Origin of the sequence: Roseovarius aquimarinus, from assembly GCF_043661195.1 — a bacterium.
GTDB lineage: Bacteria > Pseudomonadota > Alphaproteobacteria > Rhodobacterales > Rhodobacteraceae > Roseovarius > Roseovarius aquimarinus.
In genome coordinates this window covers 227372-252685 of sequence record NZ_JBIHMM010000001.1, presented here as the reverse complement: position 1 = coordinate 252685, position 25314 = coordinate 227372, and the positions used below count along the sequence as shown (strand labels likewise).

The following is a 25314-nucleotide window of genomic DNA, read 5'->3' as shown; positions in this document are numbered from 1 at the left end:
CCCGTTGGATCTCTTCCTATATGGGGCCGCGCGGGCCCGTGACAAAAGGGCCGCTGGGAGCCAAGGCCCTCACACCGCGAAAAGCCGGCCCGGACCCCATGCCTTCGCCCCGGCCTTCTTACCGGCCTTCTCCCCGACCTTCTTACCGGCGTCCGCGAGCGTCAGCATGTGCCACAGCAGCGCCTGGTTGGAGGTGACGACCGGCAGGCCCGTCTCGGCCTCGACCTCGTCGATGATCCCGAAGGTCTGAAGATTGGTGCAGCTCGCGAAGAGCGCCTCGGTGCCCGGCACCTGCGCCGCCGCGATGAGCGCGGCGCGCGTCGCGGCGGGATCGATGCGCGCGACGCGGCGGTCGTCGCCCTCGGCGAAGCTGATCTCGTGCAGCGTCTCTATGCCGTTCGCGGCTAGAAGCGCGCGCATCGGGGCGGTGACCGAGGGCACGTAGGGCGTGACCATCCCGATACGCGCGGCGCCCAGATGCGCCAGCGCCGCGATGACCGCGCTGATCGGGTCGGTGACGGCGGCGCCGGGATGGACCGAGCGCACCTGCGCCGCGACCCGCGCCTGACCGATCACGGTCGCGCCCGAGGTGCAGGCATAGCCGATCACGTCCAGCCCCTCGGGCAGGAGCGCGGCGGCGACCGGCATGGCCGCGTCCATCGTCGCCAGCGTCTCGGGCGTGATGGCCGCCGCCACCAGAATGCGCGCATGCAGGAGCTGCACGTCGCGCGCGCCCAGCATGCGCCGCGCCTCGAATTCCAGCGTCTCGTCCGTGGCCAGCACGATCAGCCCCATCCGGGCGCCGCCGCCACCCGCACCCTCGTTCAGGCGGTAATCCATCACCCCTCCCCCGGACGGCTGAGCGTGCCGCCCGAGACCGCCGCGCGCACACCCGTTGTGCTCGCGCAGGAGGTCGGCAATCCGCGCGCAACCCGCACGGCGAGATAGCCGAAGGCCTGCGCCTCGAGCATGTCGCCATCGAGGCCCACATCCTCGACCGGCGCCACCTCGCAATCGAGCGCGGCGCGCAGCATGTCCATCATCACCGGGTTGTGCCGCCCGCCGCCCGTCACCAGAAGGCGCGCGGGCTGTGCGGGGCAATGCTCAATCCCGCGCAGGACGGCGGCGGCGGACATGGCGGTCAGCGTCGCGGCGGCATCGGCATCGGGCAACTCCTCCACGAGATCGATCATGTCGGCGAAAGCGTCCCGGTCGAGCGACTTGGGCGGCATCTTGAGGAAATAGGCCTCTTCGAGAAAAAGCTCGAGCGCGCCATCGGCGACGGTCCCGCTGCGCGCGAGCCGGCCGCCCTCGTCATAGGGCAGGCCGCGCCGCGCCATCATCAGATCGTTGATCGGGGCATTGGCCGGCCCCGTGTCGAAGGCGATGAGCGCGCCCGGCTCTTCGGGCCGCCGGACCGAGGGATCGACCCAAGTCAGATTGCCCACGCCGCCGAGGTTGAGAAACGCCACGGGCGCATCCGCGCCGATATGGCGCGCGCAGGCATGGTGAAAGAAAGGCGCGAGCGGTGCGCCCTGCCCGCCCAGCCGCACATCCGCGCTGCGGAAGTCCCAGACCACCGGCAGTCCCAGCGCCTCGGCCAGCGCCGCGCCGTCGCCGAGCTGATGCGTGCCGCGCCCGCCCGGCTCATGCGCGAGCGTCTGGCCGTGAAAGCCGACGAGCGCCCCGCCCATCCCGCTCAGCGCCTCGATATGGGCGCCCATCACCACGGCCTCCGCATCGGCCAGATCATCGCCCGGCCAGCGGCCGAGCGCGGCGGCCAGCACCTTCTGCTCGGCGGCGCTGTAGGCGCGGTAGCGGGTCTCGCCGAAGGCGAAGATATCCTGCCCGTCCGTCTCGACGAGCGCGGCGTCGACACCGTCCAGAGACGTGCCCGACATGGCCCCCAGCGCCCATACCCGCGCCCCATCCCCGACGGCCTTCAACATGGTCTTTTCCTTTGCCCGATGCCCACCTATACATGCCGCGCAAAGTAATCCGGGACAAGCGCCATGACCTACCATCCGAAATCCGAATTCCTGAACGTGATGGTCGAGCGCGGCTACATGGCCGATTGCACCGACCTTCAGGGGCTGGACGATCGGATGATGGCGGGCGTGACCTCCTGCTACATCGGCTATGACGCGACCGCGAAATCGCTGCATGTCGGGCATCTGCTCAACATCATGATGCTGCGCTGGCTCCAGAAATGCGGGCACCGGCCGATCACGCTCATGGGCGGCGGGACCACCAAGGTGGGCGATCCCAGCTTTCGCGCGGACGAGCGGCCGCTCCTGACGAACGACGTGATCGACGAGAACATCGCCGGCATGCAGCAGGTCTTCGCTCAATACCTGACCTACGGCGACGGCGCGACGGACGCGATCATGATCAACAACGCCGAGTGGCTGGACGGGCTCAACTATCTCGAGTTCCTGCGCGACATCGGGCGGCATTTCTCGGTCAACCGCATGCTGTCCTTCGAGTCGGTCAAGTCGCGCCTCGACCGCGAGCAATCGCTCAGCTTTCTCGAATTCAATTACATGATCCTGCAAGCCTATGATTTTCTCGAGTTGAACCGCCGCTATGGCTGCGCGCTTCAGATGGGCGGATCGGATCAGTGGGGCAACATCGTCAACGGGATCGACCTGACGCGCCGCGTGATCGAGGGCCATGTCTTCGGCCTGACCTCGCCGCTCCTGACCACGTCGGACGGCAAGAAGATGGGCAAGTCCGAGGGCGGCGCGGTCTGGCTCAATGGCGAGATGTGCAGCCCCTATAATTTCTGGCAGTTCTGGCGCAACACGACGGACGCCGATACCGGGCGCTTCCTGCGGCTCTATACAGAGCTGCCGCTCGAGGAATGCGCGCGTCTCGGCGCCCTCGGCGGTTCGGAGATCAACGAGGCCAAGGTAATTTTGGCCAATGAAGTCACGGGACTGCTTCACGGAGTTGAAGCGGCGAAGGCCGCCGAGGCGACGGCGCGCGAGGTATTCGAGAAAGGCGGCGTGGGGGACGATCTGCCGACACTCGTGCTCGCGCCCGATGAGGCGGCGGAGGGCGTGTCGATCGTGCAGCTCATCGTACGAGCGGGACTGGCCAAGTCGGGCAAGGACGCGAAACGCCTCATCGCGGAAAGCGGCGCGCGGATGAACGATGCGCCGCTCGAGGATGCGGGGCTGATGATCGGCGCGGCGGACCTTTCGCAGCCGATCAAGCTGAGCGCGGGCAAGAAGCGCCACGCGCTGGTCAAGCTGGGCTGACGGCTTCAGAGACCGGCCCCTGATCGGCGGGCCGGTTTTCGAGTATTTTCGCCAAGATGAAGCCTCGGCCGCTCACCGCGCGGCGAGCGCATCCCCGAGTACCGACAGGACCGCCTCGGGCGGCACGTCCGAGGTGACGAAGGCCTCGCCGATGCCGCGCGCAAGGATGAAATGAAGCCGGCCGTCCTTGACCTTCTTGTCCTGCGCCATCAGCGACAATAGCGCGGGCGCGTCCGGCAAATCTCCTTCGATGTCAGATAGATCGACCTTCATGTTCATGTCGCGCAGATGCGCGCGCACCCGGCTCGGTGTCTCCTGCGGGCAAAGGCCGAGGCGAGCCGACAGCTCGAAGGCCAGCGCGCAGCCGATGGCGACGCCCTCGCCATGCAGCAGGCGGCTCGAATAGCCCGTCGCGGCCTCGAGCGCGTGACAGAAGGTGTGCCCGAGATTGAGAAGCGCGCGGTCGCCCTGCTCGGTCTCGTCGCGCGCGACGATCTCGGCCTTCATCTCGACCGAGCGCGCGACGGCATGGATGCGTGCCTCCATGTCCCCCGCCGCCATCTTGGGCGCGTTTTGCTCGAGCCACTCGAAAAAGGCGGCATCGCCCAGCAGGCCGTACTTCACGACCTCGCCGTAACCTGCGAGGAAGTCACGGGAATTCAGCGTCGCGAGAAGGTCCGTATCGACCAGAACGAGGCTCGGCTGATGGAAGGCGCCGATCAGGTTCTTGCCCTTCGTCGAGTTGATGCCCGTCTTGCCGCCGACCGAGCTGTCGACCTGCGCAAGAAGGCTGGTCGGGATCTGAACGAAGCGCACGCCGCGCCGCAGGATCGCCGCCGCGAAGCCCACCAGATCGCCGATCACGCCGCCGCCGAGCGCGACGACCACGTCCCCCCGCTCGATCTGCGCCTCGAGAAGCCATTCCGTGGCGCGCTGAAGCTCGGCCCAGCATTTCGTGGCCTCGCCGGGCGGCAGGGCGAGCGCGGTCATCTCGATGCCCGCCTCGGCCAGCCCCGCGCGCAAGCTCTCGAGATGAAGCGCGCCCACGGCCTCGTCGGTGATGACGGCGACGCGCCGACGCTTCAGCAGCGGCCCGACGAGCGCGCCCGCCTTCCCGAGAAGGCCGGGGCCGACATGGACGTCATAGGCGCGCGCGCCGAGGGGGACATGGATGATCTGGCTCATGTGGGCTCCAGGATGCCGGGCCGGGCGGCGAGCGCCTCGATCACGCGGGTGGTCATGGTCTCGATCGTGTAGCCGGGCTGCGGGCAGACCTCGATGTCGGCCTTGGCGTAGATCGGCGTGCGCGCCTCGTAGAGCGCGCGCAGCGTGCCGTAGGGATCGGGCGTGCGCAAAAGCGGGCGCGTGTCCTTGTTCTTGACCCGGCTCCAGAGGAGTTGCAGATCCGCGTTCAGCCAGACCGAGACCCCGCGCTCCGCGATGAGCTCGCGATTGCGCGCCTGCAGGAAGGCGCCGCCGCCGGTGCTCAGCACGCAGGTCCTGCCCGACAGAAGCCGCCCGATCACCTCGGTCTCGCGGGCGCGAAAGAAGGTCTCGCCGTCGCGGGCGAAGATCTCGGCGATGGACATGGCGGCGGCGGCCTCGATTTCGGCGTCGGAATCGCGGAAGGGAACGCCCAGCCGCGCCGCCAGCGCCTTGCCGACCGCCGTCTTGCCCGCCCCCATCATGCCGACCAGAACAACAGTCCGGCCCAAGGTCGCTGGCTTCTTGCCCGCCACTGTCGGCACTCCCCCGCCCATTCGCACAATCCGGGCACTGAATGACGTGATCTTGCGGCAAAGGCCAGTTATAAGTTGGGCAAAACGGATCGAACCGCAGGCAGGCATATCGTGTTCAGACTTATCAAGTGGTTGTTTTATCTTGCTGTTCTCGGTTTCATCGCGCTTGTCGGTTATGCCTATGTCGGCCCGTTCTTCGGCGCCGATTTCACGCCGGACGCGACCGAGATTCGTCAGGACATCCTTCTTGATACGCAGTAGCGCCTGCTGCGCTGCCGCTTTCGCGCTGGCGCTGACGCCGGAGGGCGCCCGCGCCCAGTCCGGCGAGGGCGCCCCTCTTTCCGCCATCGACTGGCTCGCCCAGCCCGATGGGCCGCAAAGCCTGCCGGGCGGCGGGTCGCGCCGGCCCGATGGGGGCGCATGGCGCCCGTCCGCGGCGCTCGGAGCGGGCGAGCCGCCGGTCGCCGGCGCGGTCAGCATCCCCGATATCGAGGTCACGCCCCTCGCCGCCGCGACGAGCGGCGCGGTCGGCCTTCTGCCGCCTTCGGTCACCGGCCTGCCCGCCGACATGTGGGCGCAGAGCACCGCGACCGCGCTCTCGGACCTTTGGGGCCGCGCCAGCCAGGCGCCCATGCCCGCCATCGCCGCGCTCTATCATACTCTCCTTCTGGCCGAGGCCGAGCCGCCGCAGGGCCCCGAGGGTGCGTATTTGCGCAGCCGCGTCGAGATGCTGCGCCGCCTCGGTGCGGTCGAGCCCGCGCTCGAGCTTCTGGAGCGCGCGGGGCCGTTCACGCCCGAGCTCTTCCCGGCTTGGTTCGAGCTGGCGCTCCTGTCGGGCGCCGAAAGCGAGGCCTGCGCCGCGCTCAGCAAGGCGCCGAGCCTTCTGAGCGACGACGGCGCGCGCATCTATTGCGCCACCCTCACCGGCGACTGGCCCACGGCGGCGCTGCTTTTCGACACCGGCGCCGCCCTCGGCACGCTGCGCGGGACCGAAGCGGTTCTTCTGGAGCAGTTTCTCGATCCGGAACTTGCCGAGGAGGCGGAGCCGCCCATCCCGAGCGCCGCGCCCTCACCGCTCGAATTCCGTCTCTTCGAGGCGATCGGCGCACCGCTGCCGACGCTCGGCCTGCCGACCGCCTATGCGATGGCCGATCTGCGCGGCACGGTCGGCTGGAAGGCCGAAATCGAGGCGGCCGAGCGCCTCGCGCGGGTCGGCGCGCTCGCCCCGAACCGGCTGATGGGGCTTTACACCCGCCAGAGCGCCTCGGCTTCGGGCGGGGTCTGGGACCGCGTGAGCGCGGTGCAGGATCTCGACGAGGCGCTGGCGCGGGGCGATCTGGCGGCGTCCGGCGCCGCGCTCGAGGCCGCATGGCGGCTGATGCGCGACGAAGGTCTCGAGATGCCCTTCGCGCAGATCGTCGCGGGCCGGATCGAGCCGGGCGGCCTGCCGCACACTTCCGCGGATCTGGCGTTTCGCCTTGCCCTTCTGACGCCCGATTACGAGGCGGCGGCCGCCGAGGCCCCGCCGGGCCGCGAGGCGCAATTCCTCGCAGGCCTCGCGCGCGGGCGGCCCGACACGGCGCTCGCCAACGATCCCGATCAGGCGATGATCGCCGCCGCCTTTTCCGAGGCGCCCGAGGCCGCGCCAGAGCATGCGCTGCTGATCGAGAAAGGCCGTCTGGGCGAAGCGATCCTGTCGGCGGCGCTGCAATTCGACCGCGCCAGCGGCGATCCGGGCGAGATGGCCAGCGCGCTGCGCAGCTTTCGCGCCGTCGGGCTCGAGGACACGGCGCGCCGCGCGGCGCTACAGGCGCTCATTCTCGGGCGGGATTCGTGAGCGCCGCCGAGTGGTGCGCCGCCTTTCTCGAGGCGCAGGCCGCCGAACAGGGCGCCGCGCGCAACACGCTCGAGGCCTATGCGCGTGATCTGGCGGATTTCACCGGCTGGCTTGGTCGGCAGGGCCTCGCGCCCGACAGCGCCGCGCAGGACGATATCGAGCGCTATCTCATCGCGCTCGAGGCAGAGGGGCTGGCGCGCGCGACGCGGGCGCGCAGGCTTTCTGCGATCAAGCAGCTCTACCGTTTCGCCTTCGAGGATCGTCTGCGCGCGGACAATCCGGCGATGCGCATCAAGGGTCCGGGCCGCGATGCGCGCCTGCCCAAGACGCTCACCGAAGAGGAAGTCGACCGGCTTCTGGGCGCCGCCCGCGAGACCGGTCGCGGCGCGCGCGAGCGGTGCCGCAACACCTGCCTCATGGAGCTTCTCTACGCCACCGGCATGCGCGTCAGCGAATTGGTGAGCCTGCCCCTCGCCGCGACGCGGGGCGATCCGCAGATGCTGATGATCCGCGGCAAGGGCGGCAAGGAGCGGATGGTGCCGCTCTCGCGCGGCGCGCGCGCGGCGACGCAGGATTGGGTCGCGATGCTGGACGCGCAGACCGAGCGCGACCGCGCCGAGGGCCGCGCCCCCTCGCCTTTCCTTTTTCCCTCATCGGGTAAGGCCGGGCATCTGACCCGCCACCGCTTCCACGCGCTCATCAAGGAACTGGCCGTCGCGGCGGGGATCAGCCCGGCCAAGGTCACGCCCCATACGCTCCGGCACGCTTTCGCGACGCATCTTCTGGCCAATGGCGCCGATCTCATGGCGATCCAGGCGCTTCTGGGCCATGCCGATGTGGCGACGACCGAGATCTACACGCATGTTCTGGACGCGCGGCTTCAGGCGCTCGTGCTCGACCATCACCCCCTGTCGGAGGTCGCGACGCGCAAGACGGCGGGCAGCACGTCCTCCGACGGCCAGTAACCCGTCTCGAGCGCCCGGTCGTAGCCCTGCGTGAGGCCCGCCGCGACCATCGCCGCGCGCGCGCCTGCATGATCGTAGTCGAGCCGCTCGATCCGCGCGCGCCCATGTTCGAGCACCGCGAAACGTGTCGCGGGGGCGCCGTCATGGGGCGGCATGCCGATGACGCCCGCGTTGATCCATGTGGCCCCGCCGACCTGCCGGACAAAAGGCAGGCCCGCATGCCCGGCGATGACGCCATCGACCGGTCCCACCATCTCGGCGATGGCCGCCAATTCCTCGGCGAAGACCTCCTCGGCGTCGCACTCCCAGATGAAGCGCGAGACATCGCGCGCGCCGCCGTGAATGACGGCGTAGCGCGCGCCTTGATGCCGGAAGACAGCCATGCCCGGCAGATCGGCCATCCATGCGCGGTCCTCGGCCGAAACGGCGGCATCCGCATGCGCGAACCAGCCCGCGCTCAGCCGGTCGCAGGTGCTGCCGGGTGAGAAGCCGCAGCCGCAATCGCCTTCGCCCGCGCCGAGCTGCCGCTCGACATTGCCGGCGATCACGGTGCAGCCCGCCGCACGGATGCGGGCCACCGTCTCGCCGGGTGCCGCGCCATAGGCCACGACGTCGCCGGTGCAGATCATGCGCGCGGTGGGGATGCCCGCCCTCGCCCCGGCCTCCAGCAGCGCATCCAGCGCATAGAGGTTCGAGTACGGCCCGCCGAAGAGCAGCAAAGGCGCATCCTGCGTGCCAAGATCGATCCATCTCATAGGCCGGTATCCCTTGAAGAGAGGCGCCGCGCACCCCATAACCCGTGTGGCATACAAGGAACCGAAAACCAATGGACCCGATCAGCACCACCTTCGACGCAGCCTTCTGGATCACGTCGGTTGCGATCCTCGCGCTTCTGGTGATGTCGGGCATGTTCTCGGGCTCCGAGACCGCGCTGACCGCCGCCTCGCGCGGCAAGCTGCGCTCGCGCGCCGACAAGGGCGACAAGGGCGCCGAACGCGCGCTCATCATCACCGAGGATAACGAGCGGCTGATCGGCAGCGTCCTTTTGGGCAACAACCTCGTCAACATCCTCGCCACGTCGCTGGCGACCGCGCTCTTCACGCGCCTTCTGGGGGAATCGGGCGTCGCGCTCGCCACGCTGGTGATGACGCTCCTCGTGCTGATCTTCGCCGAGGTGCTGCCCAAGACCTACGCCATCACCAATGCCGAGGCCGCGGCGAGCCGGGTCGCACCGGCCATCACCATCGTCATCCGCATCTTCTCGCCCATCGTGTCGGCGGTGCGGGCGCTGGTGCGAGTCATCCTGCGCGTCGTCGGCGTCAAGACCGATCCGGACGGCCATATCCTCGCCGTGCGCGAGGAGATCGCGGGCGCGCTCTATCTCGGCCATTCCGAGGGCGTCGTCGAGAAGGAGGACCGCGACCGCATTCTCGGCGCGCTCGATCTCGGAGAGCGCGCGGTCGAGGAGATCATGCGCCATCGCAGCCAGATCGAGATGATCGATGCAGGGCTTGAGCCGATGGCGATCCTCGATCAGTGTCTCAAGTCGCCCCATACCCGCCTGCCGGTCTATCAGGGCGATCCCGACAACATCATCGGCGTCGTTCATGCCAAGGATCTCTTGCGCGCGATGCACAAGCTCGCGCTCGGCGATGGCGGCAGCACGGATGCGTGGCGCGCCTTCGACATCACCTCGGTCGCGATGAAGCCCTATTTCGTGCCCGAGACGACCACGCTCGACGATCAGATGCGCCAGTTCCTGCGCATGCGCACCCATTTCGCGCTGGTGGTGGACGAATACGGCTCGCTTCAGGGCCTCATCACGCTCGAGGACATTCTCGAGGAAATCGTGGGCGAGATCACGGACGAGTTCGACGCCGATGCCGAGCATCCCATCCGCCGCAGCGAGGACAACCAGTATCTGGTGGACGGCGCCATGACGATCCGCGACCTCAACCGCGCGACCGACTGGAACCTGCCCGACGAGGCGGCAAACACCATCGCCGGCCTCGTCATCCACGAGGCGCAGATGATCCCCAAGGTGAACCAGGTGTTCAGCTTCCACGGCTTCCGCTTCGAGGTGCTGGCGCGCAAGGAGAACCGGATCACCCGGCTCAAGATCGGCCCGCTCTGACGACGCAAGACGGGACGCGTTTTTCCACAGAAAAACGGGCTGGACTGTCATGTCCGGCCCGTTTCGATTTCAGTGCCCTGCGGCGGCTCAGCCCCGCAGGATCTCGCCCTTGGCGTCAAAGGGCGGCTCGCTCAGGATCACCGCGCGGTGCGGACGCCCGAGGACCATCACCTCGACCGCGTCACCGGCCTGCGCGCCCTTCACATAGCCGAGCGCGAGGCTCATCCCCACCGAATAGCCGTAGCTGCCCGAGGTGACGCGCCCGATGCCCTTGCCGTCCTTGAAGATCGGCTCGCCGCCCGTGGCGTCGGCATTCGAGGCGGCGGTATCCTCCTCGCTCAGATGCAGCAGGACCAGCGTCTCGCGCGCGTCCTTCTCCATCGCGGTGGCGGCGGCTTCCTTGTGCAGGAAGTCCTTGCCCATCTTGACGAGCGGCGCGAGGCCCACCTCTTGCGGCCAGTATTCGGGGCTGTATTCGCGCGACCAGGACCCATAGCCCTTCTCTATGCGCAGGCTCATCAGCGCGCGGCTGCCGACCGGACCCGCGCCGAAGGCGCGCCCCGCCTCGAGCAGAGCGGTGTAGAGCCGAACCTGATCCTCGGCGGCGCAATGCAGCTCCCAACCCAGATCGCCGGTGAAACTGACGCGCAGGGCAAGGCACTTGACGCCGCCGAGCTCGATCCGCTGCGAGCGCATGAACGGGAAGTCGGCCGTCGCCAGCGACGCGTTGGTCAGACGCTGGAGCATCTCGCGCGACTTGGGACCTGCGACGTTGAAGCCGCACATCGCCTCGGTCCGGCTTTCGAAGCTCGTGCCCTCGGGGAGCGGCACCATGTCGAAGAAACGCTTGTGATAGCGCTCGGCCATGCCCGAGCCGATGATCCAGAACTCATCCTCGGCGGTGCGGGTGACGGTGAAGTCGCCAGCGATCCCGCCCCGCACCGAGATGAGCGGCGTCAGGCAGGAGCGGCCCACGGCCTTGGGCATCGTGTTGGCGAAGACAGCGTTCAGCCAATCCTCGGCGCCCGCGCCCTTGCAGCGATACTTGGCGAAGTTCGAGATGTCGATGATGCCCGCGCTCTCGCGCAGCATGCGGCACTCCTCGCCCACGGGCGCCCACCAGTTCTGACGGGTGAAACCCTTTGTCTCCTCGGTGCCGGGCGCCTTGGCGAACCAGAGCGGATGCTCCCAGCCGTAGTTGAGGCCGAAGACCGCACCCATCTCTTTTTGCATCTCGTAGGCGGGGCGCACGCGGCAGGGACGGCCCGCGCTGCGCTCCTCGTAGGGGAAGTGGATCGCGAAGCGGTTGGCGTATTGATCGCGCACCTTGGCCTTGGTGAAAGCCTTGTCCGCCCAGTCGCCGAAGCGCGCCATGTCCCATGCGAACATGTCGTAGCGCATCTCGCCCTCGACGATCCAGTCGGCGACCATGAGGCCCATGCCCGCCGATTGGCTGAAGCCCGGAATGATGCCGTTGCAGCAGAAATAGCCCTTCTTCTCGGGCACCGGCCCCAAAAGGACGTTCGCGTCGGGCGACCAGATCATCGGGCCGTTGATGACCCGCTTGATCCCGGCCTCGCCCACCGCGGGCACGCGGTCGATCGCGCGCATCATGTTGTCCTCGATGCGGTCCAGGTCGTCGGCGAAAAGCTCGTGCGCGAAGTCGAGCGGCGTGCCCTCCTCGGCCCAGAAGCGCATGTCCTTCTCGTAGGCGCCGATCAGGAGGCCCTTGCCCTCCTGGCGCAGGTAGTATTCGCCGTCGCGGTCCGCGACAGAGGGAAGCCGGCGGTCGAGCGCGTCGATCTCGGCGATGGTCTCGGTCACGAAATACTGGTGCTCGGTCGGCTGGAGCGGAAGGGTGATGCCCGCCAGCGCGGCGACTTCGCGGCCCCAGAGACCGGCGGCGTTGACGACCCATTGCGTGTGGATGTTGCCCTTGGGCGTCTCGACGATCCAGCTTCCGTCCGGCTGCTGCACGGTCGCGGTGACGGGGGTGAAGCGGTGGATTTCGGCGCCCGCGGCGCGCGCGCCCGCGGCATAGGCCGCCGTGACGCCCGAGGGATCGACATTGCCGCCATCGGGCTCCCACATGATGCAGCGGATACCGTCGAAATTGACCAGCGGATGCAGCTCTTCGGCGCGCGCGCGGTCGATCTCGTGGAAGTTCATGCCGTAGAGCTTGGCCTTGGCCGCCTGAAGGCGGAGCTGATGCTCGCGCGCCTCGGTCTGGGCCAGATAGAGCGAGCCGGGCTGGAAGACGCCGCAGCTTTGACCCGTCTCGGCCTCGAGCCGGTTGTAGAGCGTCATCGTGTAATGCTGAAGGCGGCTGATATTGGCGCTGTCATGCAGGCCGTGGATGTTCGCCGCCGCGTGCCAGGTCGAGCCGGAGGTCAGCTCGTCGCGCTCCAGAAGCACCACATCGGTCCAGCCCAGCTTGGTCAGATGGTAAAGGATGGAGCATCCGATGACGCCCCCGCCGATCACGACGGCCTGTGCATGTGTTTTCATTTTAGGGGGGGCTCTCCTGAGATACGAATCGCCGCCAATCTGGCGTTCGCGGATGCCGATTAATTGTCATTTAGCGACATGAAGCGTCGCTCATGGACCATCCGGAGATCATGCCGCAAGGCCGCTGTCACTCGCCTTCGACATGCCGCCGCAAACGTGTGCTGACCGAGGCCAGAAGGCGTTCGCGATCCGGCTCGAAGGTCATGTCGTGCAGCGCGCGGCGCAGCGCGAGGGCGGCGAAATCGAAGGCGGCGTCGCGCAGGCCCTCGTCGGGGTGGCGCATCAGCCCGTCGAGCGTGGATTGCAGCCGGTGCTGGACCTCGTAGAGCTGCGCGCCGTCGCGCATGAGCGCGCCGAACCCGTCTTCCAGGAGCTCGGCCGGATCGAGCGGCGGCACCCAGAGCCGCTCGAGCTCGGGACCGGAGCCTTCGGCGCTCTCGTCCTCTTCGCCATCGTCATGCGCCTTGCAGCGCGTGTCGTGGCCCGAATAGCTCGAGAGGATCCGCCCGACGCGGGTGATGACGTCGATCGCGGTGCCGGGATCGTTGATGCCGGGCGAAAGCGCCTTCGACGCGATCTCGCCCATCACGATCAGGCCGAAGCGCGGATCCTGATCATAGTCGCGCAGATCCTCGACATTGATGTGGCCCAGCACGAGCGACGTGAACTCCTCGCGGTCCTCGTCGCTCACCTCGCCCTCGACCCAGACCAGCGGCTCGTGCAGAAAGACGAAGGAGCCGATGGGCTTGGGCAGGTAGATATGCACGTCATAGCGGTCGGCCACGGCGTTCAGCCCCTCGGGATAGAGATGCTGGATATAGCCGCTTTGACGCGACTCGATGGGCGATGCCGCTTCGGGCACATCGCCCGTCAAGGGATTGGCGCCGAGGCAGGGCGTGCGCAGCCGCTCCTGAAAGCGCTCCTTGGTGATCCCCTCCACCTGCCGCGTCGTGTGCAGCAGGCTGCCGAAGGTTTGAAGATGCAGCACCCAGCGGATCAGCGACCAAACCACGAAGGCCAGCACAAGCACCGTCAGCCAGAAGACGACGAGCGCGTGATCGTCGCCGAAGACGCCCATCTCGCGCAGGACGATCGCGACGAGCGAATAGACATAGGCGCCGATGAAGGCCGCCAGCGTCTTTTGCGTGACGGCATCCTTCATGATGAGGCGGTGCACGCGCGGCGTCCATTGCGAGGCCGAGCTGCGATAGACCGACACCATGACCGTCATCGAGAAGATCGTGACCGACAGCATCGCCGTGGCGATGATGTCGAGCAGCCGGTCCGCCGACGCGCCGGACATGCTCGCCGCGACGTGCTCGGGGACGAAGATCTCGACAAGCTGCGTGAGGCCGAGCGAGAGGATGGACAGAAGGCCCATGGCCAGCACCCGCACCCACAGCTTTTGGGCCAGAGCGCGTGCCTTGCGCCAGAGCGTCGCGGGGATCAGCAGGATGTTGTCCATATGTGCCAATACTCCCCGACCGCCGCCGGTTCCATCATTTGCGCCGTTTCCAAGCCGTTTGCGCCACAGGAGGCCGAATGCTGCGCCGATCGCGACAGCCGATGTCGCAGGCGCACATGCGCATGGCGGGCGCGCCACCGCAGTCTGGTCCCGGCAACAGGAGGGGAAGATCCATGAAAACCACTGCTCGGGCCGTCATCATCGGCGGCGGCGTCGTCGGATGCAGCGTGCTTTACCATCTGACGAAGCTCGGCTGGTCCGATGTCATGCTGATCGAGCGTTCCGAGCTGACCTCCGGCTCGACATGGCATGCGGCGGGCGGGTTTCACACGCTGAACGGCGACACCAACATGGCCGCCCTTCAGGGCTACACGATCCGCCTCTACAAGGAGCTGGAAGAGATCACGGGCATGTCCTGCGGGCTGCACCATGTGGGCGGCGTCACGCTGGCCGACAACCGCGACCGCTTCGACATGCTGCTCGCCGAGCGGGCCAAGCATCGCTACATGGGCCTCGATACGCATATCGTGACGCCCGAGGAGATCGCGAAGATCGCGCCGGTGACGAATATCGACGGCATCCTCGGCGGCCTCTACGATCCGCTCGACGGGCATCTGGACCCCTCGGGCACCACCCATGCCTATGCCAAGGCCGCGCGCATGGGCGGGGCGACGATCGAGACGCATTGCATGGTCCGCGAGACGCGCCAGCGCCCCGATGGCACATGGGATGTCGTCACCGACAAGGGCAATGTCCATGCCGAGCATGTCGTCAACGCGGGCGGGCTCTGGGCGCGCGAGGTGGGCGCGATGGCGGGCGTCTACCTGCCGCTCCACCCAATGGAGCATCAGTACATCGTGACCGACGATGTGCCCGAGATCGTCGAGCGGTCCGATGAGCATCCGCATGTGATGGACCCCGCCGGGGAGTCGTATCTCCGGCAGGAGGGGCGCGGTCTCTGCATCGGCTTTTACGAGCAGCCCTGCCAGCCTTGGGCGGTAAACGGAACGCCCTGGGATTTCGGGCATGAGCTGCTGCCGGATAATCTCGACAAAATCGAAGCCAGTATCGAATTCGCCTATCGCCGCTTTCCGGCCCTCGGCCGCGCGGGCGTCAAATCGGTCATTCACGGCCCGTTCACCTTCGCGCCCGATGGCAATCCGCTGGTCGGTCCGGTGCCCGGCATGCCCGGCTACTGGTCGGCCTGCGGCGTCATGGCCGGCTTCAGCCAAGGCGGCGGTGTCGGCCTGATGCTGGCACAGTGGATGACGGCGGGGGAATGCGAGCGCGACGTGAGCGCGATGGACGTCGCCCGCTTCGGCGACTGGATCACGCCCGGCTATACCCGCCCCAAGGTGATCGAGAACTATCAGAAGCGTTTTTCCGTCAGCTATCCGAACGAGGAGCTGCCCGCCGCCCGTCCCTGCCGCCAGACGCCCATGTACGAGATCTTCGACGATCTGGGCGCCGTCTGGGGCGCGCAATACGGGCTGGAGGTGGCCAATTACTTCGCATCGGGCGACGAGCCGCGATACGAGACCCCGAGTTTCCGGCGCTCGAACGCCTTCGAGGCGACCGCGCGCGAGGTGGCCGCCGTGCGCGAAAGCGTCGGGATCAACGAAGTGCAGAACTTCGGCAAGTATCTCGTGACGGGGCCTCAGGCGCGCGCATGGCTCGATCGTATCATGGCGGGCCGCATCCCTCAGCCGGGCCGGATGAGCCTCACGCCGATGCTCTCGCCCGCCGGGCGCCTTCTGGGCGATTTCACCGTCTCGTGCCTCTCGGACACGGCGTTTCAGCTCACCGCATCCTACGGCGCGCAGGCGATGCATATGCGCTGGTTCCTAGCGCATGGGCAGGACGGCGTGCATCTGGAGAATGTCAGCGACCGGCTGACCGGCTTTCAGATCGCGGGACCGAAGGCGCGCGAGGTGCTGGTGGCCTGCGGCGGCGCCGTCTTGGGCGACATGCGCTTCATGGACCTGCGCCACGCCAGCATCGGCATGGCCGACTGCCTCGTCCAGCGCGTCAGCTACACGGGCGATCTGGGCTATGAGATCTATTGCGACCCGATGGCGCAGCGGGCGCTCTGGCGCACGCTGACCGAGGCGGGCGCGCCGCATTTCATGCGCCCCTTCGGCATGCGCGCGATGATGTCGCTGCGGCTCGACAAGTTCTTCGGCTCATGGGGCGCTGAATTCTCGCCCGACTATACGCCGGGCGAGACGGGGATGGACCGGTTCATCGCCTGGTCGAAGGAGGCCGATTTCATCGGGCGCGGCGCGGCGGAGGCCGAGAGGGCCAAGGGCGCCGCGCGCCAGCTCGTCGCCTATGAGGTCGATGCGGACGATGCGGACGCGCATGGCTACGAGCCGATCTGGCTCGACGGTGCGGTGAAGGGGTTCGTGACGTCTGGCGGCTATGCGCACCATGCGGGCAAATCCATCGCGCTGGGGCTGATCCCGCGTGGACTGGAGGACGCCAAGGCGCAGATCGAAATCCTCGGGGAGATGCGCGACGCGGCGCGCCTCACCGAGCCGCTTTTCGATGCGGACGGCGCGCGGATGCGGGGCTGACGGCAATCGCCAGACGCTCGCGGCCCTAAGCGCGCGGCGTGATCCTGAGCCAGATGCCGTCCTTGCCGCGCACCGTCAGATGCGCTGCGGGCATCGCGGGACGCTCCGGCACCGTCTCGAAGCGGAAGGCGCGCACGAGCATGGCGAGGAGCAAAACCCCCTCGATCATCGCAAAGCCCGCGCCGGGGCAGACCCGCTGACCCGCCGAGAAGGGAATGAACGCCTCGCGCAGGCATTTGCGGCCCTCGTCCGTGCCGTAACGCTCGGGCCGGAAGGCGTCGGGCGCGTCCCAGATGCGCTCGTGCCGGTGCAGGTGCCAGGGGCTCAGCACGATCTGGCTGCCGGGCGATATGCTGCGGTTCCGGAACGTCTCGGGGCAGCGCGCCTCGCGCACCATCATCGGCACCGGGGGGTAGAGCCGCAGCGTCTCGCGAAAGACGTCGCGGGTGAGGGCCAGCTTCGACATCTGCGAGAAGTCGGGCGCACCGCCGCCGAAGGCCGCCTCGGCCTCGGCGGCCACCTTCTCCTGCCAATCAGAGTAAAGCGCCAGAAGATAGAGCGCCCAGCCGAGCGCCGAGGCGCTCGTCTCGTGCCCGGCGAGAAAGAAGATCGCCACCTGATCGACCATCTCCTCGGTATCGAACCGCGCGCCGGTCCGGGGATCGGCGGTCGTCATGATCTTGGTGGCGAGATCCTCGGGCGCATCTCCTGCCTCGATGGCGCTCATGCGCTCGGCGGTGAGCTGCCGGATGAGGCCGCGGATCGTCTGCGCCGTCTGCCGCGTCGCGCGCCGATGCGGGCGGGGCATCCATTTCGGCAGCGGAATGAGCGCGGCGAGGTTCACCACAGGCTGCGTGCGCTGATGCGCGCGGAACGCCTCGAAGACCTGCGCCGCCACTGCATTCTCGATGGGAATCGAGAAGAGCGTGCGGAAGATGACGTCGGCGGCGGCGTGGCTCGCCTCGGCCTCGAGATCGTGGGGCGTTCCGTCGGCCAGCGCGGCGAGGCGCCGCACCGCGCTTTCGCCCGCGTCGCGCATCGCCGGAAAGACGTCGCGCAGCCGCCCGCCCTCGAAGGCCGGATCGATGATGCGGCGCTGGCGCTTCCAGACGTCGCCGTTCGTGACGAAGACCGAATTGCCCAGAAGCGGCGTCAGCCCCTCGCGCACACGGTTCGATTTCGGAAAATCGTCCGGTCGGCCCTTCAGGACAAGCTCGACGAGGTCCGGCTGGTTGCACAGATACGAGCGAAAGAAGGGCGTGCGGAATTCGGCCATCCAAGCGCGGTAGAGGCGCGCGGGCTGGGCCGAGAGAAGATCGGCGCGAAAGAGCCGCAGGTAGCGCCAGAGCGAGACGCGATCGGGCCGCGAGGGCGGTTTCGGCGGAAGGCTCATGCGGCGGCAGGGGATTGCGAGGTGAACTTGTTCACGGGCGTCTCGATCCGGCTGGCCGAAGGCGCGCGGCCCGCATAGCGCGCGCCGAGCGTGAGCGGGCCCGCCGTGATGCGGAAATAATCGTAATCACCGGGTCGGTCGAACGCGCAGAGATACTGGAAATGCAGGCGAAAGAACTTCCAGCGCAGCTCGCGCCAGCGCATCGGGCTGAGCGTCTGGGTGAAGGCCGCCGAGAGGACCAGAGGCCAGCGGCGGCGCGGCGGCGCGACGCCCGAGACGGCCACCGGATCGCACAGGGCGAAGGCGCAGCCATCGCCGGGGGCGGTCACGTCCACCCAGGTCAATGCGCGCGACGTGCTCAGATACGCAAGATCGGCGCGCAGCCGGTGTGCGCCGGGCAGGAAGGACACCATCGGAACCACCTGACCGAGCGACAGGAACGAGAGCGCGGGGCCATGCTCCGGCACGCGCCCCGCGCGGATGAGATCGGCGAGGATCGACACGGCCAGATGCGCTCCCGAGGAATGGCCGACGATCAGCACCTCGTCCACGTCGCCCGTGAGGGCGGCGGCGATCTCCTTTCCGAATTCGGCCATTCGCGCCTCGAGCGCGGGCGGATTGGCGCCGCCATGGCGGGCCGAATAGGCATAATCATGCATGAGATAATAGGCGAAGAACTTGCCGTCCCGCGCCTTGAACCAGCGCAGCACAGCCCAGGCGACCACGCAGAGCGTCACGAGATGCACCGCGCTTTCGAGCATCATCCGCGCCGCCAGTATCGTTCCTTCCGCGCCGAGCGGCACCTGCGCCGCAAGGAGCGCGAGTCCCCTGCCCGCCCAGTGGCCCAAGAGCAGTGCCAGCGCGAGTTGCAAAAGCAGAAATCCCACCGGGTAGAGCGCCGCGATCACCGGCCCCTTGCGCAGCCGCATGAGACGCCAGAGCGCGCCGCTGCCGATATAGGCCCAGGCGGTGCGGACGAGCTGGAGATAGGTCGCCGGGATCGTGTGGCTCATCGAGCGGCGCACGATGTCGGACCAGACAAGCACGTCGATGCGCGCGGCGACGCGCCCACCCTCCATCTCGCCCGTCACGCTCCAGCCATAACGCCCGCCGGCCTCAGCGGGCCGCGCGGCGAGGCTCAGCTCATAGCCCGAAATAGCGGCCTGATCGGCGCCTTCCTTGCGATAAAGCTCGCGGTAGCGGCGCGGATGGATCGGATCATAGCCGGGAATGTAGAAGACATGCCGCCGCGCCACGCGCGGCGCGGCGCTGCCAGCGTCAGTGGAATGGGTCTTGCTCATGCGCGGGCCGTCCGGGTCCTCTTCTGCCCGCGCATGCTAGGCGATGATCGGGGCAAGAGTAAGGCCGAAGCGCCCTAGCCCAGAACCGCGAGCGCCGGGAAGGTCTCGAGCAGCCAGAAGGCGAAGGCCGAGAAGCCGCCCGTCAGCATCATGAGGCCGATGGTCCACAGAAGAAGGCCCATGATCCGCTCGATCCGCGTCATGTGCCGCTTGACCCAGCCCATCACGCCCGTGAGGCGCGGCAGGAACGCGGCAACGAGGATGAAGGGCAGGCCGAGGCCGATGGCGTAGACCGACAGAAGCGCCGTGCCCTTGGCCACCGACGCCTCGCTGGCCGCGAGGCTGAGGATCGCGCCGAGCTGCGGGCCGATGCAGGGCGTCCAGCCGAAGGCGAAGGCGAGGCCGAGGATATAGGCGCCGAACGCGCTTCCGCCCCGGTCACCCGCATCCATGCGCATCTCGCGGTCGAGAAAGCCGATGCGGATGATGCCCAGAAAATGCAAACCAAACCCCATGACCAAAAGGCCCGCGATGGTGTTGAGCGTCGATTGATATTGCAAAAACGCAAGACCGAGCGCCGATGCCGCGGCGCCGAGCAGGATGAAGATGGTCGAAAGTCCCAGCACGAAGAAGACCGCGGGCAGGATCGCGCGGCGCCGATGCACGCTGCCTTCCTCGGTCAGATCGGGAAGGGTCACGCCGCTCATATAGGCGAGGTAAGGCGGCACGATGGGCAGCACGCAGGGGCTGAGGAAGGACAGCGTCCCTGCGATTAGCGCCACGATCATCGCGGGGAGAAGGCCCGCGTCCATGATTTCGATTCCGAACATGATCCTGCCTTAGCCTATCGCCCGGGCGCCGTCACGCGGCAGCTTGTCACAAGTTTGTGGACAGCCCCCCGGCGCCGCGCTAGGCCTTGCGCCATGACCGAGATCGACGCCATCGGCCTTCTGTGCCCACTGCCCGTGCTGCGGCTGCGCAAGCGCCTCTCCGCCCTGCCCGAGGGCGCCGAGGTGCGGCTTCTGTGCGACGATCCGGCGGCGGCGGTCGATGTGCCGCATTTCTGCGCCGAGGCGGGCCATGCGCTCGTCTCCATCGAAGACGAGGCGGCGCATAGTGTCTACCGCGTCCGCAAGGGCGGCTGAGCGCGGCATTTTAAGCACGGTTTCCATGCAAGACTGAGCCTGTGCGACGCTCTGATCGCGCATGAAAAAAGGCGCAGCGGGGATCGCTGCGCCTTTTTCGATTTACCGGGGACCGTTCGGCGTCACCGGCCGAGCGACCACCAGCCCTTGCGCTTCGGTTTTGGCTCCTCCGCCTCCGCTTCTGCGGCGGCAGGCTCGGGCTCACGCTCGGGCGTCGGCGCGGGCTCGGCGGCGGCCGGCGCGGGTTCGGGCGCCGGGGGCGTCGCGGCCTCGGGCGCGACATCGACGGCGGCAGGCGTCTCGGCAGGCTTTGCAGCCGCTTTCCTGCTGCTCGGCGCGCGGGTCCGCTTGGGTTTGGGCGCCTCCTCGGCAGGCTCGGCCGCCGCGGTCTCGGCCTCGGGCGCATCGGTCTGCGCCTCGGCCTCGGGCGTATCCGATTTCTTGGCGCGCGGCTTGCGGGTGCGCTTGGGCTTTTCCTCGGGCTGGGCTTCGGCCTTGGCCTCTTCGCCCGCGCTCTCGGCGGTCTCATCGGACGCCTCGACCGCTTCGTCCTTCGACGCCGGCTTCGATGCGGGCTTGCGGCTGCGGCTCGACCGGGGCTTGCCGCCCTCTTCGGCACCCGACGTCTCGACCTCCGCCTCGGATTGCTGATCGGTGCCGCCATTCTCGGACGCCCCGTTCTCGCCCTCTTCGCGCGATCTGGACGATTTGCTGCGGCGGCGACGGCGGCGGCGCTTCTTGGGCTGGCCCTCCTCGCCGTTTTCGCCGTCATTGGAGCGGCGCGAGGACTGCCGGCTGCCCTCGTCCTCGTCATCCTCGTCCGACGGAAGCTCGTCCGGATCAGCCTCGGTCTCGCTGTCGATATCGTCCATCAGCGTGCTGTCGGCAGAGACGACGCGGATCACCTGTTCGGGCACGGCGCGGGTCGCGGTCTTGAACTTCTCGAGCGCGAAATCCGGGCTCACCAGCGACGGATCGCCCTCGATGCGAACCGAGAGGCCATAACGCACCTCGATCTGCGCGATATGCTCGCGCTTCTGGTTCATCAGGAAGTTGGCGATGCCCACGGGCGCGCGCACCAGAACCTCGAGCGAGCGGCCCTTGGTGCCCTCTTCCTCGATCTGGCGCAGGATGTTGAGCGCGAGATTGTCGTCCGAGCGGATGAGCCCGGTGCCGTGGCACGAGGGGCAAGGCTGCGTCGTCGCCTCGATCATGCCGGGGCGCAGGCGCTGGCGGCTCATCTCCATCAGGCCGAAGCCCGAGATGCGGCTGACCTGGATGCGCGCGCGGTCGGTCTTGAGCTTGTCCTTCATGCGCTTCTCGACGGCGGCGTTGTTCTTGCGCTCGTCCATGTCGATGAAGTCGATGACGATGAGGCCCGCAAGATCGCGCAGGCGCAGCTGGCGCGCCACTTCCTCGGCGGCCTCGAGGTTGGTCTTGAGCGCCGTTTCCTCGATCGAGCCTTCCTTGGTGGCGCGGCCCGAGTTGACGTCGATGGCGACGAGCGCCTCGGTGACGCCGATCACGATGTAGCCGCCCGATTTGAGCTGAACCGTCGGGTTGAACATCGAGTTGAGATAGCTCTCGACCTGGAAGCGCGCGAAGAGCGGCATCGTGTCGACGTAATGCTTCACGTTCTTGGCGTGGGACGGCATGATCATCTTCATGAAGTCCTTGGCGATGCGGTAGCCGCGATCGCCCTCGACCAGAACCTCGTCGATATCGCGATTGTAGAGATCGCGGATCGAGCGTTTGATGAGGTCGCCCTCCTCGTAGATCTTGGCCGGCGCGATGGATTTCAGCGTCAGCTCGCGGATCTGCTCCCACATGCGCTGGAGATACTCGTAGTCGCGCTTGATCTCGGGCTTGGTGCGCTTGGCGCCCGCCGTGCGCACGATGAGGCCCGCGCCGCGCGGCACGTCGATCTCGGTCGCGATTTCCTTGAGCTTCTTGCGGTCGGCGGCGTTGGTGATCTTGCGGCTGATGCCGCCGCCGCGCGCGGTGTTGGGCATGAGCACGCAATAGCGGCCCGCGAGGCTGAGATACGTGGTCAGCGCCGCGCCCTTGTTGCCGCGCTCTTCCTTGACGACCTGCACGAGCAGGATCTGGCGGACCTTGATGACTTCCTGGATCTTGTATTTGCGCGGACGCGGCTTGCGCGGCGGGCGGATGTCGTCGTGGCTGTCCTCGTCGGCGACGGTCTCGATGCCGTCATCCTTGTCGGCAGCATCGGCGGCGTCGTCCTCGCCCTCGTCTTCATCCCTCGAGCCACTCCGGCGCGAGCGGGAGCGCGAACGGCGCGGCTTGGGCTTGTCCTCGCCCTCGTCGCCGGTCTCGCCCGCATCGCTCGCGCCCCCGTCGTCGCCGTTCGGCTCTTCCACCGGCGTCTCGCCCACGCGCTCCATCGGCGAGGAGCCTTCGTCATCCTCGTCGAAGTCGATCGTCTCCATCCCGGCGATCTCGCCGCTGGTGACCGCATCGCCCTCGTCCGAACGCGCCGCCCTCGAGCGGCTGCGCCCGCCGCGCGAGCGGCTCTTGGGCTTGGCGCGCTCTTCTTCCTCGGCGGCCTGCGCCTCGGCATGGGCGCGCTCTTCCTCCATCAGCGCCTCGCGGTCGGCGACGGGGATCTGGTAGTAATCGGGATGGATCTCCGAAAAGGCGAGGAAGCCGTGCCGGTTTCCGCCGTAGTCGATGAAGGCCGCCTGAAGCGACGGCTCGACCCGGGTTACCTTTGCGAGATAGATGTTTCCGGCGAGTTGCCGTTTGTTTTCGGACTCGAAATCGAATTCTTCGACTTTGTTTCCATCAACCACCACGACGCGAGTCTCCTCGGCGTGGGTGGCATCGATAAGCATTTTCTTGGCCATGTTTTCCGTTCGCATCCGCGCACGCGCACCTGCCCGGGTGGGGCGGCGTCGTGCCGGGGATGTCTTATTGTGGCGAAGTCAGGCGCGCTGGCGCGGGTGCCGTGTCGGCCCCGCGGCGGAGTGTCATCCTGTAATGCGCGCGTCATCGCGTTTCTTCTCCGGCGCCTTGTGGGGCGCCCATGATATATCCGAAGCGTTCCCGAAAGGCGGCCCGGCGTTTGTGCGGCCCCTCTTTCGAAGGGCCTGATCGGTCCGCGCGGACAGGCGGGCTTGGATGCCTGGGCACTTGTCCGGCGCAGCGAAACTCAAGCGGAGCGCGCGATTTGCGGCGCATTCCCGCTTAGTCACACTAAAGCGCCAAGGGGTTCAATGACAATGGGCAAAATGCCTCGCGCCCTGCGCGGAGCAAGGAAACCTGGCCCCTCGGGGCGCCAGTGACCCACTAATGAGCGCCCGCGGCGCGGCGCGAGAGGCGCTGTCACATAAGTTTTGCGCATCCGTCGCCTGCCTGCCATCGAAACCCGCTACCGCTCGGCCGACATCGATCGAAAGGGAATTCAATGTCCAAGACCCTCACACTTACCGCGCTCGGCGCTCTGATGGCCCTGCCGGGCGCGACCGCCGCCGCCGAGCCGCCCATGATCGAGCTGGGGCCGCGTCCGGCCTATCTCGTCGATCTGCTGCCCGAGGGCGCGCTGAAGGACCGGCTGTCGTCCTGCACCGCCGAGCCGCGCGCGACGCTCTTCTCGATCGGGCATCGCGGCGCAGCGCTGATGTTCCCCGAGCATACCGCCGAAAGCTATCGCGCCGCCGCCCGGACCGGCGCGGGCATCATCGAATGCGATGTCACCTTCACGGCGGACAAGGAACTGGTCTGCCGCCACGCGCAGAACGATCTGCACACCACGACCGACATTCTGGCGAGCGATCTCGCGGCCAAATGCACCGCGCCCTTCTCCCCCGCGAGCGGCGAGACCAAGGCCAGCGCCGAGTGCCGCACCTCCGATCTGACGCTCGCCGAGTTCCGCACGCTCAACGGCAAGATGGACGCGGCGGACACGTCCGCCACCGATGTCGCGGGCTACATGAACGGCACCGCGCCCTGGCGCACCGACCTCTACGCCACGCGCGGCACGCTCATGACGCATGCCGAATCCATCGAGCTCATCAAGTCGCTCGGCGGCAAGTTCACGCCCGAGCTCAAGGCGCCCTCCGTCGAGATGCCCTATGACGGCTTTACCCAGGAAGATTACGCGCAGAAGATGATCGACGAGTACAAGGCGTCCGGCGTGCCCGCCTCCGACGTCTGGGCGCAATCCTTCAACCTCGACGATATCAAGTACTGGATCGAGAACGAGCCCGAGTTCGGCGCGCAGGCGGTCTATCTCGACGACCGCTACGAGGCGTCGGACGAGGATGAGGGGCTGATCGATCCGATGGATGCCGCGACCTTCAAGCCGACGATGCAGGAGCTGGCGGATATGGGCGTGCGCTACATCGCGCCGCCGCTCTGGATGCTGGTGACCGAGAAGGACGGCAAGATGGCGCCCTCCGTCTATGCCGAAGAAGCGAAGGCGGCGGGTCTCAAGATAATCGCGTGGTCGCTCGAGCGGTCCGGACCGCTGGCTTCGGGCGGCGGCTGGTATTTCCAGTCGGTCGCGGACATCACCCGCTCGGATGCCGATTACCTGACGATGGTCGATGTCCTCGCGCAGGATGTGGGCGTGGTCGGCATCTTCTCGGATTGGCCCGCGACGACGACCTTCTACGCAAGCTGCATGGACCTCGAATAATCGAACCTTGGCGAGGCGCGCGGCGCGGATCTCGGCCCGCGCGCCTCACTCGCAATTGGCGCCCAGCCATTCGGTGAGGATGACATTCATATCGGGCGCATCCACACGTTTGGCCCGCAGGCGAAGCTGCGTGGGGCAGGCCTCGGCGCGGCCGCCCACATGGCTGAGCGTCACCGGCTCGGCCTTGCCGTAAATCCCCTCGGCGGGGAGCGGGTTGCATCCGCAGTCCTGCGCGAGGGCTGCCCCGCCCGCCAGCGTCAGAAGCGCGGCGAGCCGCAGCACGGGGCGGATGCGTTCAAGACATGCCGACATGATCTGGCCCACCTCG

General features: G+C 67.7%; 20 protein-coding genes. 8 read left to right on the top strand and 12 right to left on the bottom strand.

The genetic code is table 11. From position 1 onward, the window contains the following. Positions 1-69 precede the first annotated feature (69 nt). Positions 70-840: a maleate cis-trans isomerase family protein gene (locus ACGRVM_RS01225; RefSeq protein WP_377169502.1), complete on the bottom strand. Its 771-nt coding sequence runs from the start codon at positions 838-840 to the stop codon at positions 70-72. Continuing rightward, positions 840-1949, bottom strand: coding sequence for an anhydro-N-acetylmuramic acid kinase (locus ACGRVM_RS01220; RefSeq protein WP_377169504.1), 1110 nt, complete (start codon positions 1947-1949; stop codon positions 840-842). The genes ACGRVM_RS01225 and ACGRVM_RS01220 overlap by 1 nt, the downstream gene beginning before the upstream one ends. A 63-nt stretch (positions 1950-2012) precedes the next feature. Between ACGRVM_RS01220 and tyrS the strand changes: the two genes are divergently transcribed. Next, complete coding sequence (gene tyrS / locus ACGRVM_RS01215; protein WP_377169506.1) at positions 2013-3263, top strand: tyrosine--tRNA ligase; 1251 nt, start codon at positions 2013-2015, stop codon at positions 3261-3263. A gap of 72 nt (positions 3264-3335) precedes the next feature. Here tyrS and aroB read toward each other — a convergent pair whose 3' ends face one another. Beyond that, positions 3336-4448, bottom strand: coding sequence for a 3-dehydroquinate synthase (gene aroB / locus ACGRVM_RS01210; protein WP_377169508.1), 1113 nt, complete (start codon positions 4446-4448; stop codon positions 3336-3338). Then, on the bottom strand, positions 4445-5023 hold the full coding sequence (locus ACGRVM_RS01205) for a shikimate kinase (protein ID WP_377169510.1): 579 nt from the start codon (positions 5021-5023) through the stop codon (positions 4445-4447). The genes aroB and ACGRVM_RS01205 overlap by 4 nt, the downstream gene beginning before the upstream one ends. 54 nt (positions 5024-5077) lie before the next feature. On the opposite strand from ACGRVM_RS01205, the gene ACGRVM_RS01200 reads away from it, so the two are divergent. Genes ACGRVM_RS01200 through ACGRVM_RS01190 form a run of 3 tightly spaced genes read left to right on the top strand, consistent with a single transcriptional unit; the run spans position 5078 to position 7804 of the window. Continuing rightward, positions 5078-5263, top strand: a complete 186-nt coding sequence (locus tag ACGRVM_RS01200) for a hypothetical protein (protein ID WP_377170075.1) — start codon at positions 5078-5080, stop codon at positions 5261-5263. Further along, positions 5250-6839 (top strand): hypothetical protein, encoded by a 1590-nt coding sequence (locus tag ACGRVM_RS01195; protein ID WP_377169512.1) that lies wholly within the window; start codon positions 5250-5252, stop codon positions 6837-6839. Before ACGRVM_RS01200 ends, ACGRVM_RS01195 begins: the two co-directional genes overlap by 14 nt. After that, a complete protein-coding gene (locus ACGRVM_RS01190) occupies positions 6836-7804 on the top strand; it encodes a tyrosine recombinase (RefSeq protein WP_377169515.1) in 969 nt (322 codons plus the stop codon). The genes ACGRVM_RS01195 and ACGRVM_RS01190 overlap by 4 nt, the downstream gene beginning before the upstream one ends. Here ACGRVM_RS01190 and ACGRVM_RS01185 read toward each other — a convergent pair. Then, complete coding sequence (locus ACGRVM_RS01185) at positions 7741-8559, bottom strand: metallophosphoesterase family protein (protein ID WP_377169517.1); 819 nt, start codon at positions 8557-8559, stop codon at positions 7741-7743. The genes ACGRVM_RS01190 and ACGRVM_RS01185 overlap by 64 nt on opposite strands. Before the next feature lie 71 nt (positions 8560-8630). Between ACGRVM_RS01185 and ACGRVM_RS01180 the strand changes: the two genes are divergently transcribed. Next, positions 8631-9938: an HlyC/CorC family transporter gene (locus tag ACGRVM_RS01180; protein ID WP_377169519.1), complete on the top strand. Its 1308-nt coding sequence runs from the start codon at positions 8631-8633 to the stop codon at positions 9936-9938. A gap of 87 nt (positions 9939-10025) precedes the next feature. Here ACGRVM_RS01180 and ACGRVM_RS01175 read toward each other — a convergent pair whose 3' ends face one another. After that, positions 10026-12446, bottom strand: coding sequence for a GcvT family protein (locus tag ACGRVM_RS01175; protein WP_377169521.1), 2421 nt, complete (start codon positions 12444-12446; stop codon positions 10026-10028). 127 nt (positions 12447-12573) lie between these two features. Next, positions 12574-13911 (bottom strand): DUF2254 domain-containing protein, encoded by a 1338-nt coding sequence (locus ACGRVM_RS01170; RefSeq protein ID WP_377170055.1) that lies wholly within the window; start codon positions 13909-13911, stop codon positions 12574-12576. Positions 13912-14084: 173 nt separating this feature from the next. Here ACGRVM_RS01170 and ACGRVM_RS01165 point away from each other — a divergent pair, with 173 nt between their 5' ends. After that, a complete protein-coding gene (locus ACGRVM_RS01165) occupies positions 14085-16487 on the top strand; it encodes a GcvT family protein (RefSeq protein ID WP_377169523.1) in 2403 nt (800 codons plus the stop codon). 25 nt (positions 16488-16512) lie between these two features. Here the strand turns inward: ACGRVM_RS01165 and ACGRVM_RS01160 are convergent, their stop codons facing one another. The 3 genes from ACGRVM_RS01160 to ACGRVM_RS01150 form a co-directional block, all read right to left on the bottom strand. Beyond that, a complete protein-coding gene (locus tag ACGRVM_RS01160; protein ID WP_377169525.1) occupies positions 16513-17880 on the bottom strand; it encodes a cytochrome P450 in 1368 nt (455 codons plus the stop codon). Then, a complete protein-coding gene (locus ACGRVM_RS01155; protein ID WP_377169527.1) occupies positions 17877-19181 on the bottom strand; it encodes a hypothetical protein in 1305 nt (434 codons plus the stop codon). The genes ACGRVM_RS01160 and ACGRVM_RS01155 overlap by 4 nt, the downstream gene beginning before the upstream one ends. A gap of 74 nt (positions 19182-19255) precedes the next feature. Beyond that, positions 19256-20011: a cytochrome c biogenesis CcdA family protein gene (locus ACGRVM_RS01150; RefSeq protein WP_377169529.1), complete on the bottom strand. Its 756-nt coding sequence runs from the start codon at positions 20009-20011 to the stop codon at positions 19256-19258. A 93-nt stretch (positions 20012-20104) separates the two neighbouring features. Between ACGRVM_RS01150 and ACGRVM_RS01145 the strand changes: the two genes are divergently transcribed. Beyond that, the gene (locus ACGRVM_RS01145; RefSeq protein ID WP_377169531.1) at positions 20105-20326 is read left to right on the top strand and encodes a sulfurtransferase TusA family protein; all 222 of its coding nucleotides are present in this window, start codon (positions 20105-20107) and stop codon (positions 20324-20326) included. Positions 20327-20448: 122 nt separating this feature from the next. Here ACGRVM_RS01145 and ACGRVM_RS01140 read toward each other — a convergent pair whose 3' ends face one another. Further along, a complete protein-coding gene (locus ACGRVM_RS01140) occupies positions 20449-23193 on the bottom strand; it encodes an Rne/Rng family ribonuclease (protein WP_377169533.1) in 2745 nt (914 codons plus the stop codon). Between the two features lie 560 nt (positions 23194-23753). Between ACGRVM_RS01140 and ACGRVM_RS01135 the strand changes: the two genes are divergently transcribed. Continuing rightward, the gene (locus ACGRVM_RS01135; RefSeq protein ID WP_377169535.1) at positions 23754-24986 is read left to right on the top strand and encodes a glycerophosphodiester phosphodiesterase family protein; all 1233 of its coding nucleotides are present in this window, start codon (positions 23754-23756) and stop codon (positions 24984-24986) included. A gap of 45 nt (positions 24987-25031) precedes the next feature. On the opposite strand, the gene ACGRVM_RS01130 is transcribed toward ACGRVM_RS01135, so the two are convergent. Then, positions 25032-25298 (bottom strand): hypothetical protein, encoded by a 267-nt coding sequence (locus ACGRVM_RS01130; protein ID WP_377169537.1) that lies wholly within the window; start codon positions 25296-25298, stop codon positions 25032-25034. Between the last annotated feature and the right edge of the window lie 16 nt (positions 25299-25314).

Bases quoted from the DNA above. Each gene is read 5' to 3' on its own strand.
- ACGRVM_RS01180 (WP_377169519.1), top strand. From the start codon at position 8,631: ATGGACCCGATCAGCACCACCTTCGACGCAGCCTTCTGGATCACGTCG.
- ACGRVM_RS01150 (WP_377169529.1), bottom strand. From the start codon at position 20,011: ATGTTCGGAATCGAAATCATGGACGCGGGCCTTCTCCCCGCGATGATC.
- ACGRVM_RS01185 (WP_377169517.1), bottom strand. From the start codon at position 8,559: ATGAGATGGATCGATCTTGGCACGCAGGATGCGCCTTTGCTGCTCTTC.
- ACGRVM_RS01205 (WP_377169510.1), bottom strand. From the start codon at position 5,023: ATGGGCGGGGGAGTGCCGACAGTGGCGGGCAAGAAGCCAGCGACCTTG.
- ACGRVM_RS01175 (WP_377169521.1), bottom strand. From the start codon at position 12,446: ATGAAAACACATGCACAGGCCGTCGTGATCGGCGGGGGCGTCATCGGA.
- ACGRVM_RS01130 (WP_377169537.1), bottom strand. From the start codon at position 25,298: ATGTCGGCATGTCTTGAACGCATCCGCCCCGTGCTGCGGCTCGCCGCG.
- ACGRVM_RS01225 (WP_377169502.1), bottom strand. From the start codon at position 840: ATGGATTACCGCCTGAACGAGGGTGCGGGTGGCGGCGGCGCCCGGATG.
- ACGRVM_RS01145 (WP_377169531.1), top strand. From the start codon at position 20,105: ATGACCGAGATCGACGCCATCGGCCTTCTGTGCCCACTGCCCGTGCTG.
- ACGRVM_RS01220 (WP_377169504.1), bottom strand. From the start codon at position 1,949: ATGTTGAAGGCCGTCGGGGATGGGGCGCGGGTATGGGCGCTGGGGGCC.
- ACGRVM_RS01135 (WP_377169535.1), top strand. From the start codon at position 23,754: ATGTCCAAGACCCTCACACTTACCGCGCTCGGCGCTCTGATGGCCCTG.
- ACGRVM_RS01165 (WP_377169523.1), top strand. From the start codon at position 14,085: ATGAAAACCACTGCTCGGGCCGTCATCATCGGCGGCGGCGTCGTCGGA.
- tyrS (WP_377169506.1), top strand. From the start codon at position 2,013: ATGACCTACCATCCGAAATCCGAATTCCTGAACGTGATGGTCGAGCGC.
- ACGRVM_RS01155 (WP_377169527.1), bottom strand. From the start codon at position 19,181: ATGAGCAAGACCCATTCCACTGACGCTGGCAGCGCCGCGCCGCGCGTG.
- ACGRVM_RS01140 (WP_377169533.1), bottom strand. From the start codon at position 23,193: ATGGCCAAGAAAATGCTTATCGATGCCACCCACGCCGAGGAGACTCGC.
- ACGRVM_RS01160 (WP_377169525.1), bottom strand. From the start codon at position 17,880: ATGAGCCTTCCGCCGAAACCGCCCTCGCGGCCCGATCGCGTCTCGCTC.
- ACGRVM_RS01170 (WP_377170055.1), bottom strand. From the start codon at position 13,911: ATGGACAACATCCTGCTGATCCCCGCGACGCTCTGGCGCAAGGCACGC.
- aroB (WP_377169508.1), bottom strand. From the start codon at position 4,448: ATGAGCCAGATCATCCATGTCCCCCTCGGCGCGCGCGCCTATGACGTC.